Here is a 9365-nt window from a genome sequence, read left to right as displayed (position 1 = left end):
TGTAAAGTTTTAATGCATATTGAATTTTAAAGATACTACAGATAACAGCGGTTTTGCAATAGTGCGGGTTTTTCGCAAGTTTAAAGATTTTAGATATTTCGAAGTTTAGTTTATAGTAGAAAGATTTATCATATTAAGCCGCACCATCGCAAAGCCGCAAAACGTTATGCGTCATTATATCCAGACCTCGTGAAATCAACATTTTTGATATATTTTTCAGTTCTTTCAGTTTTTGTTTTTGGACAAAAAGCACTTAATTATGAATTGACTAATGATAGTGATACTCTTCATTATTATAAATATGAAAAACCAATTGTTGAAAAACTGAACTTACTAAAACCCGAAGGAAATTCTAACTTTTTCAGATTTAGTTCGGACAAATATTATTTAGAATTATCTGAAATTTCTAATAAGTATTTAATTTATGCGGATGAAATATGGGATAATAGTAAAACAGGAGAAGTTTTTATTCGGGAAATAAAATTAAATGAAAGTCAAGTTTATAAAATTAATAAGTTAATTGATTCCTTAAAAATAAACGATATTCCAAGTGATAATCGCCTCAAAGAATGGACTTTTGGTTTTGACGGAATCACTTATAAATTGGAAAACAAAAATGGGATAAATTATTCCTACAAACATTATTGGACACCAACATCGCAAAATAAATTTTTGGAATCTGACAAAATAAATATTTTTGTAACGGAAATAGATAAAATAATAGATTATAAAACGAATCGAGAAAAATTTGTGAGTGAAGTTCCCTATTTTACCTGGACAAGAGATGGTGTTGCCTGGAGTGCTGTTAAAATATTGACTGCCGAAAATTATTCTGAATATAGAAAATATAGAAAACTGAAAAAGAAGCTAATAAAAAGCAGAAAATAACGCCGCATAACAAGGTATTTATACAAGCGGGTCTGAAGTTTTCATCGAAGATTTTAGCGATTAATTAAGTTTTTGGTAAGTAGAAAGTTTTCGTATTTTTATCCCGCCTGCATAAATACCCAACCGTTGGCAGAAAGCCTATGACAACAGCGAATAACAAAACAATATCGAACAAACAAAATGAAGATTATTCTTACTGGATAATAAAATATTGTTCACCGAATTTTGAACATCCGTTATTTTTAGTTTGGTACACTGATACAGACAAAGCAAGTACTGATCGACTGTTGACATATAGAAGCGGAGAAATTCTTGCTGTTGCATCTCTAGTAAATTTATATTCAACATTGCTATCACAAATTGATAGTCTAACCATATCCGAAAACTTTAAACTTTGGGTAGACGGTTTAACGAAAGTTGATTTAATTGCAGATAACACTTATAATCTTATTTCGGTATCAAATAATATTAAAAAAGGTTCTTTAGATATAAATACATTTGAAGATTTTGCAAATTTTATAAATTTATATGATGACTTTATAAATCAAGATGAACGAAACAATTACCTACAAATTTATGCAGACAACGAATTAATAAAAGGACTTTGGGACTATTTTTATAATTTCATTTTTTGGCCAAGATTCAATGATAAAGAAAAATTTGATGTGAGTGAAATTCCCAATTTAGAAATTGACACGAAAGATTTATTAATAAAACTTCAAGACATTCTTAATTCCTTTGATAAATGTATCAACATAGCGGAAAAGGCCATCTGCTAACACGGTATTTATACAAGCGGGTCTGAAGTTTTCATCGAAGATTTTAGCGATTAATTAAGTTTTTAGCAAGTATAAAGTTTTCGTATTTTTATCCCGCCTGCATAAATACCCAACCGTTATCTGCAATATCATTCCACAATTATGGTTAAATATTTAGTTATTATATTCACTTTAATATTTGAAATCGTTAATTCACAAATAGTAAATCCCTTTGAAGGTGAAAAATGTGCAAATTTCTCTTATTCAACTAAATCAACTGGTACGGTAAAAATTGAGTTTCTAAATCAAGAAATTTTTAAACTTTACGAAACAAAAAAAGTTAATTTTGAGGAAAATAAATATTCGGAAAATACCGAACTTTTAAATGAATTTAAATTAAAATTTCCTAAAGTATTTAAAGATTCTTGCGCAAAGTTTAATTCGTTTTTTAATAATAAACTTACGGAAACAAAAACATGTAACGTGAAATTTTTATTGGTTGATAAAAAGTCTAATTTTTTTATTTTTAAAGTTTCTGGATTTGAAATAGCCGGATTCTTAATTTTTAATGAAAAAAATAATATTTCTATCTTCACTGACGAATTCCCACAAATATTAGATGACGGAAAATATATTTTAAGTTTTCATAATGGAATAAACTATACAACAGTGCAATTATATAAAAAACACGAAAATGAGTATAATTATAGTGAAATAAATATTACACCTAAATATCGAATTGCTAATTTCTTTGCTTACAAGGATTATTTTGAAAATTTAATTTTAGTTCCAACTCTAGTTTCTAAAAATCTAATTTTAGTAGAGGAAAGTAAAATTGGCAAAAAATATGGTATCGATGAAAATAATGGTTGTAAAGTTTTAATGCATATTGAATTTTAAAGATACTACAGATAACAGCGGTTTTGCAATAGTGCGGGTTTTTCGCAAGTTTAAAGATTTTAGATATTTCGAAGTTTAGTTTATAGTAGAAAGATTTATCATATTAAGCCGCACCATCGCAAAGCCGCAAAACGTTGTGCGTCAGTTTAAAAGAGCGGAAACGAAAAGTGTATATCAAATGAAAAGAATATTTATGTGGACATTTATTTTAAGTCTTTTTGGTTGCGGAAATTCTAATTCACAATCTAAAAGTGAGGAGATTTCTATTGAAAAAATTCAAGAAATGTTCACTAATATGGAAAATCAAGGCAGTAATTTAAATCAAAAAATGCTTTGGGGATATTTTTTCACATCAAACAAAAAAGATAAATTTGACCAAATAGCAAATGAACTTAAAAACCAAAATTTTAAGTTCGTTGAAGTTTATCAAGATGTAGACAAAAGTTATTGGTTACATCTCGAACGGAAAGAAATTCATAATCCACAAAGTTTATTTGAACTTGACAAAATACTGTATAAAATAGCCGATAAATACGAAATAACATATGATGGTTTTGACGTAGGAAATGTTGACAAAGACAAAGCAATCGAGAGAAATACGTATGTTGTTCCTGAAGAATTTAAAACGATTGATTTTCAAAAAAATAATTTTCCGTGTCTATTAATTGGAAATACCGCTTTTGACAGATTTCCACATAAAGAAGAATTTTGTTATTTTATAAAAATCACAACTTCATATGAAAAAGACGGAAAAGTATTATTACCGACAAATGAAGAACTAGAAAAATTGAATGATTTTGAGTTTTTTATTGAAAATAGTTTGAACGAAAATAAAATCAAAAACTACTATGTTTTTCGTGACACTTACAAAGGAATTAGAAATTTTTACTTTGTAACCAATGACAAAAATGACGCTAGAAAAACCCTAGAATTAATTGAAAAATCGGGGAAAAGTCGTCCTTTTCAGTTTGAAATCCTGACAGATAAAAATTGGAATCTATACTATGAATTTAGAAAGAAAATGCCAAATGAATAAAAAACCGAACGCACAACAGCGGTTTTGCAATAGTGCGGGTTTTTCGCAAGTTTTACTATTTTAGATATTTCGCAGTTTAGTTTATAGTAGAAAGATTTTTCATATTAATCCGCACCATCGCAAAGCCGCAAAACGTTAGCTGTAATTTTACCAAACCAACGCCAAAGAATGAAAGAGCTTTCAATTAAGTATAATAAATTTAAAATTCTAAAATATTTAGGTTTATCAATCATTCTTTTTACAATTTTCACTTTAATAAGTTTAAATTCTGAATATTTATCTCATAGAGAACCAACGTCGTCAGGAAGATTCAGATGGGTTGGAGAATTATTTTATGAAAATGAATATTTATTATTGGGTTTTTGCCTTCTTCTCAATTTAATTTTTTTATTAATTTTTATTGACTCAGCAAGTATGTTATTTCGAGGAAAACTTGAATTGAAAAAGAATAATGGGATTATTTACAAAAACGGGAAATATTACGTTGAACAAAAAGACATAAATAAAACCGAACTTTTTGATAGCAACAATAATTCATCAATTCTAATCTATTTAAACTCATTAAATAATGTCATAAATAAAAGAGAAACAAATCTCGATAAATTTTTAATAAAAGGGTTTTTATTTATCAATAGAAATAAAATACAAATAAGACTAACATTTTTAGATGAAAGCAAAAAAAATTATCAAAAAATAAGATCTTTTATAACTGAATGAAAAACTACAGCTAACAAGGTATTTATACAAGCGGGTATGAAGTTTTCATCGAAGATTTTAGCGATTAATTAAGTTTTTAGCAAGTAGAAAGATTTCGTATTTTTATCCCGCCTGCATAAATACCCAGCCGTTGTGTGTAATTTAAAAAAATGACCGAATCCGAATTAAAAGAGCTGAAAAATATTGAGGAATTTAATTCCATCGGTTATCAGTATACAATAATGTATATGGCGAGAATTCACTCGCAAGCTGAATTTTTATTTACCAAAATCTTAGCTCTTCGTGGAAAGGTATATTCTGATTATGAAGCCTCAGAAATAATCGAAGCTTTTACAATTAAAACAATCTGCGATTGGGAATGGTATGCAGAGAAAATAATTTGTGAATGTTTAAAAGTAGATACTTCACAACTCTCTCAAGAATTGGAATTAAAATTACCTAAAACGATTAGTAATGACGAATGTATAGCTTATCTAAACGGATTAGGATATTTTGATTTAAGGAGTGTAAGCAATTTAAAATCGATTAGTAAAAAGATTTTAACCGAAAAGAAGAATCCCTTCCAAAAAATATCAGCAGAAGCAGGAAATCATATTGACGATTTTTATTCTTTAAGGAATTACGTAGCGCATAGGAGCAATAAATCTAAACGAACGTTAGTTAAAACTTTTTCTAAATACAAACAAAATGAATTTATTGAAGTTGGAGAATTTTTACTTTCAAAAACTGATAAAACCAAAAAAAATATCCGATTCCAAGACTTCGGAGGTTCTTTTTGGCTTGCAGCTTTTAATATAATGGAATTTGCATATCCTAAAATGTACAAATGGATAGTCCAAGAAGAAAAAATATACAATGAAAAGTGCCATTTACGCTTTAGCTATTTAATGGAAATAAGTCCAAACAAAGCAAAATAACATAACATAAAAATAATGCAGAATAAACGTTTATAGCTCAATATGAAAACACCTTTAATTAAAAAATATATTGATACACTTGCTTCATTGAATGACCAATTATGTTTTTTTCAATTTAATCGTAATGAATTAATAAAGCGTTTAAAAGAATTTGGAAGCGAAGAAGGAGATTTATTTACACCTGATTTATTTCAAGATAATATAATGGCACCTCGGATAAATGTAAAAATAAAAGATTTACCAACGTTTCAAGAATTAAATCAAAAATTCACTTTTGCTTCCTATATTTCCACTAGCTATGAAGTCACAAGCTACTATCTTAGGGATAGTCTGAATGTTTTGAGCTTATTCAATCCTAGCAGTTTTGTTTCGAGGAATGATAACCAACTTGAAGAAAAATATTTACTTACATTAACATCCTCTGGCTGCTCTCTTCCACCACGAGAAATAATTGACACTATAAAATATATTAGACTTAGGAGAAACTTATTCACTCATCTCTCTGAAACAATCTCACCTCAATTAAATACCTTAATTGTTAATCAAGGAGCTGATTTAAATTTATATTGGACAAGTGCGTTAACTGATTTAGACTTCCAGAATACAGATGTCCTAAACTTTGAAGAAGGTGAATCAATCGATTTAATTAAATTACTTCGTATCATCGTAGAAACACTAGATTTTAACTTAGCACAGAACTTATCTGCAATTGGGATGATAACTTATCTTGCAAAAGAACAATTTGAGTTAAAGCCACAGAAAATTAATGCAGACATAATAGAACAAAGAATTAGAAAAATTAAAAAAATAGGAAAAGCAGTTTTTGGAGTGAATTTAGTTGATAAAGATATTGAACCAATAGTTAAAATAATTGGTAAACGATAAAAACTACACACAACACGGTATTTATACAAGCGGGTCTGAAGTTTTCATCGAAGATTTTAGCGATCAATTAAGATTTTAGCAAGTATAAAGTTTTCGTATTTTTACCCCGCCTGCATAAATACCCAACCGTTAGCTGCAATATTTCCACACCGCTTTTTTAGCCAATTTTTTTTTTGAGTTTTAAGATTGGATTTTTTTACGAAATTCTTTAGAATTACTGAAATCTCACCTGTAAGAATGGACTATAATTTTCGTGCGGAGATTTACAGGAATGGAAATTTACTGTCAATCACGGAAAAAACCACACTGGAAAACTTTTCCTTGAATTTTGGAATTTATTGGAAAAATTTAAATTTAACTTAACTAATGAGGTAAACTTCTACCCTTTCTAAAAATTATCAACCTGACTAAAAATTTCTCTCTAACTAAAAACTTATTAGAGAAGAAATACTGCAGCTAACACAAGATTTCTACAAGCGGGGACGAAGTTTTTAATCCACTATTTTAGATATTATCACTATATTCGTAAATAGATAAGGCGGTTATTTTAAACCCCGCCTGCAGAAATCCCCGGACGTTATCTGCAATACAATACCAAAACCTCGCAAATGAATATTAAAACTATTTTCTTTTATTTTCTAATTGGAACTATTCTTAGTTGTAAAGGACAGAAATCTGATAAACCAATTCAAATCTTTGATAATAATACTGGCTTCAAAATGAATTTGCCGGAAGGATTTGAAGAAATAAGTGCAAACGAATCTAAAGAATTATTAAATGATGGAAAGGAAAAAATTGACCAAATCTACGATACTGACATTGATATTAGTGATTTGAAGCCAAAACTTTTCAGAGTTGATGATAACAATTATTTTTTAGTAAATATTACAGATTATGATCCTAAGATTGATGGAGATTACATTAATGCCGTAAATGAATCGAATCGATTATTATACAGAACTTATATCAGGGGTTTTGAAAAATCAAAAATTGATTCGTTAAATCAACAAAAAAAAATAGGCAATGTTGATTTTACAAAATACTCTTTATCAATAAATATTCCTCCTAAAACTAAAATGAAAGTTATTAATTACACAAGTTTTGTTAAAAATAAGGACTTAACAATTGCTGTAGTTTATCTTGATGAAAACATAGGAAACAAAGTTATTAATGCAATTGAATCCGCAAAATTCGACAAATAGCACTGCAGATAACACGGTATTTCTATTAGCGGGTCGGAAGTTCCTATCATCAAGATTTTCGCTAATTGTCCAATTTGTTATATTTACAAAGACTTGTTATAAAAAGTCCCCGCCAACAGAAATACCCAACCGTTATCTGCAATATTTCTAAAAATCCCGCTAATAAATGAAAATAAAATTTTTACCAATAACGATATTATTATTATTTTTCTATGGATGTGGTTTAGGAAAAACAGAATGGACAATTGATAAATTATTTATACAGAGAATTGAAGGAACTTCAAATGTAATTTACAATTTCAGTGCTTGGGGCGGACTTGACTCAAATCCACACGGTTTTATTATTTTAGATTCTACAGAAACGTTTGAAGTTGATGTGCAAAATATTCTTCCAATTTATCAATTATCAGAAATTCCTAATAAAATGAATATAGAAGGAATAACACACGATTGTTATGGAACGTGCGGTGAACCTTACTATAAAAGTATTCCAATTTTCAAACCAATGAAAATTGAATCATCAGATTTTAGTGGAATTACATTAACGACACTTATTTATCAATATAAAGGATATTCTGAAAGTTCAAACGGAGGAAGATACCAATTCGACAAATTTAAAGAAACAAAGGACAGTGTCTATTTCTATAACCTAAATGATATTGAAAGTATAGAAGAAAACCATTTGGATGAATTAAAACTCAAAAAAGGAGAAATATATTTATATCAAAACGAAAGAAAAGAAATTATAAAAATGATTGCAAAGGAAGTCCAACTAAATGCTAAAACAAAATCTATTGAAAAAATTTCTGATTATATTTTAACACCCAAATACAAGACAGAAAATAACCAGTTATCCGAACGTGGAATATTTAGAGAAGCCAAAATCCCTAAATAATACTGCAGATAACAGCGGTTTTGCAATAGTGCGGGATTTTCGCCAAGTTTAAAGGTTTTAGATATTCCGAAGTTTAGTTTATAATAGAAAGATTTTATATATTTATCCGCACCATCGCAAACCCGCGAACCGTTACCTGCCATTTTACAAAAACGCTTATGAAAAAAATAATATTTCTTATATTTTTAATTATAAATTCAATTTGTTCAGGTCAAAATCACAAAATTGATAGTCTATTTTTAAAATTTAAAGAATCATCGTTTTATGAAGATGTTTATCCATCAAAAATTGCATTAGAAAATTATCAAAAAGAAGTAATACCTGAATTAATTAAATTAGTTGGTGATACGACGTTCGTCAAATTAACTGGAACAGCTGACCTAATTTATCCTGGTGCACAAAAATGGTATGGTCACGGACATTATGTTCCATATTCTATGGATTGGGTTTCGATTAGAGCTGGCTGGTTACTTGAAGAATTAACGTTTCAAAATTTTGGATTTTCGACTATTAATATTGGTAATTTAAACTGGAAAGATAAACGAGAAAAAGAAAAATTAAATAATTCAAGAAATTACCAAGCAGAAAAAGTCAAAAAATGGTGGAAAGAAAATAGTGATAAATGGAGTCGACTTGGAGCTTTAAAAGAAGCTTTAGTTTCAAACGACATTAAAAGAGTATCCAACGCAGTTCAATATTTAAGATTTGGAGAAACTAAATGTAATGGTTTAAATCAAGAAATTTTTATAAATGATTTAAAGCCATTAACACTAAAATACAAAAACTCGCAAAATATGGATTTGAAAAAGATTAGCGAATTGATGGAGAATGAGGATTTAGGTAATTGGTTACGTAATCAGAAAAAAAACGTCAGGTAACAGCGGTTTTGCGATAGTGCGGGATTATCGCAAATTTTAAAGATTTTAGATATTCCGAAGTTTAGTTTATAATAGATAGATTTGGCATTTTAAGCCGCACCATCGCAAAGCCGCAAACCGTTAGCAGAAATTTTATACAAACACACTTTTCAAAATGAAATCAAAACTAATTTTATTTTTATTAACTATTAATTTTTTATTATTTAATTGTCAACCTCACAAAAAAATATATCTGGACCAAAATTTCACAGATGCTCTTTATGATAATAAAGTTGACTTAAATAAAAAT

At 28.4% G+C, this 9365-nt stretch carries 10 protein-coding genes; all 10 read left to right on the top strand.

From position 1 onward, the window contains the following. The first annotated feature begins 204 nt into the window (after window positions 1-204). The 10 genes from OA86_RS14950 (at window position 205) to OA86_RS14905 (ending at window position 9076) form a co-directional block, all read left to right on the top strand. Complete coding sequence (locus OA86_RS14950) at window positions 205-888, top strand: hypothetical protein (protein WP_039355080.1); 684 nt, start codon at window positions 205-207, stop codon at window positions 886-888. A 140-nt stretch (window positions 889-1028) separates the two neighbouring features. Next, on the top strand, window positions 1029-1667 hold the full coding sequence (locus OA86_RS14945) for a hypothetical protein (RefSeq protein WP_039355077.1): 639 nt from the start codon (window positions 1029-1031) through the stop codon (window positions 1665-1667). A gap of 141 nt (window positions 1668-1808) precedes the next feature. Further along, the gene (locus OA86_RS14940; protein ID WP_039355075.1) at window positions 1809-2546 is read left to right on the top strand and encodes a hypothetical protein; all 738 of its coding nucleotides are present in this window, start codon (window positions 1809-1811) and stop codon (window positions 2544-2546) included. A 178-nt stretch (window positions 2547-2724) separates the two neighbouring features. Further along, entirely contained in the window at window positions 2725-3582 is an 858-nt protein-coding gene (locus OA86_RS14935; protein ID WP_039355073.1) for a DUF695 domain-containing protein, read from the top strand. A 168-nt stretch (window positions 3583-3750) separates the two neighbouring features. Then, window positions 3751-4299 carry a hypothetical protein gene (locus OA86_RS14930; RefSeq protein ID WP_039355070.1) on the top strand — a complete coding sequence of 183 codons (549 nt, stop codon included), beginning with the start codon at window positions 3751-3753 and terminating at the stop codon, window positions 4297-4299. Window positions 4300-4448: 149 nt separating this feature from the next. Then, window positions 4449-5216, top strand: a complete 768-nt coding sequence (locus OA86_RS14925) for a hypothetical protein (RefSeq protein WP_039355067.1) — start codon at window positions 4449-4451, stop codon at window positions 5214-5216. Window positions 5217-5258: 42 nt separating this feature from the next. Beyond that, the gene (locus OA86_RS14920) at window positions 5259-6101 is read left to right on the top strand and encodes a hypothetical protein (protein ID WP_039355064.1); all 843 of its coding nucleotides are present in this window, start codon (window positions 5259-5261) and stop codon (window positions 6099-6101) included. 608 nt (window positions 6102-6709) lie between these two features. Beyond that, the gene (locus OA86_RS14915) at window positions 6710-7303 is read left to right on the top strand and encodes a hypothetical protein (RefSeq protein ID WP_039355060.1); all 594 of its coding nucleotides are present in this window, start codon (window positions 6710-6712) and stop codon (window positions 7301-7303) included. Window positions 7304-7469: 166 nt separating this feature from the next. Further along, complete coding sequence (locus OA86_RS14910; RefSeq protein WP_039355057.1) at window positions 7470-8198, top strand: hypothetical protein; 729 nt, start codon at window positions 7470-7472, stop codon at window positions 8196-8198. A 158-nt stretch (window positions 8199-8356) separates the two neighbouring features. Beyond that, window positions 8357-9076, top strand: coding sequence for a hypothetical protein (locus OA86_RS14905; RefSeq protein ID WP_039355053.1), 720 nt, complete (start codon window positions 8357-8359; stop codon window positions 9074-9076). Window positions 9077-9365: the final 289 nt, after the last annotated feature.

Source organism: Kaistella jeonii (assembly GCF_000812865.1).
GTDB lineage: Bacteria > Bacteroidota > Bacteroidia > Flavobacteriales > Weeksellaceae > Kaistella > Kaistella jeonii.
The sequence above is the reverse complement of the archived record's forward strand: the minus strand, read 5'-3'. Positions and strand labels throughout refer to the sequence as shown.